General features: G+C 40.0%; 1 protein-coding gene. It reads right to left on the minus strand.

The window, feature by feature from the left end:
- Nucleotides 1-667: SdrD B-like domain-containing protein (locus C1H58_RS12505; protein ID WP_207623141.1), on the minus strand; the 667-nt coding region annotated here is incomplete at its 3' end.
- Nucleotides 668-687 lie beyond the last annotated feature (20 nt).

Here is a 687-nt window from a genome sequence, read left to right on the forward strand (position 1 = left end):
TGTGCTTACTTGTTGCTTCATAACCTTCAGGCGTTGTAAATACCACTTCGTATTTACCTTTTTTAACATTCGTAAACTGGTAGTGACCTTGTGCATCACTTTGCGTTTCTGCCACAACTTCACCTTGTTCATTTTTCAATGTTACAGTGACATTCGCTAGCCCTGTTTCACCTTCATTTTGTACACCATTATGGTCACCATCTTCCCATACGAAATCTCCAATTGTGTATGTTGGCTCTTCTAGGTTCCAGTTCTTCAATGGGAAGAAACCTGCATCAATACTGTTATCGTCTTTCGTTACCTCGATTTTCGCCACTAAGCCATCGGAATCTTTTTCTGTATTCGCTGTTGTGTGCTTACTTGTTGCTTCATAACCTTCAGGCGTTGTAAATACCACTTCGTATTTACCTTTTTTAACATTCGTGAATTGATAGTGACCTTGTGCATCACTTTGCGTTTCTGCCACAACTTCACCTTGTTCATTTTTCAATGTTACAGTGACATTCGCTAATCCTTTTTCACCTTCATTTTGTACACCATTATGGTCACCATCTTCCCATACGAAATCTCCAATTGTGTATGTTGGCTCTTCTGGGTTCCAGTTCTTCAATGGGAAGAAACCTGCATCAATACTGTTGTCGTCTTTAGTCACTTCGATCTTCGCCACTAAGCCATCGGAATCTTTTT

It is taken from the genome of Staphylococcus sp. 191 (assembly GCF_011174885.1).
GTDB classification, from domain to species: Bacteria; Bacillota; Bacilli; order Staphylococcales; family Staphylococcaceae; genus Staphylococcus; species Staphylococcus coagulans.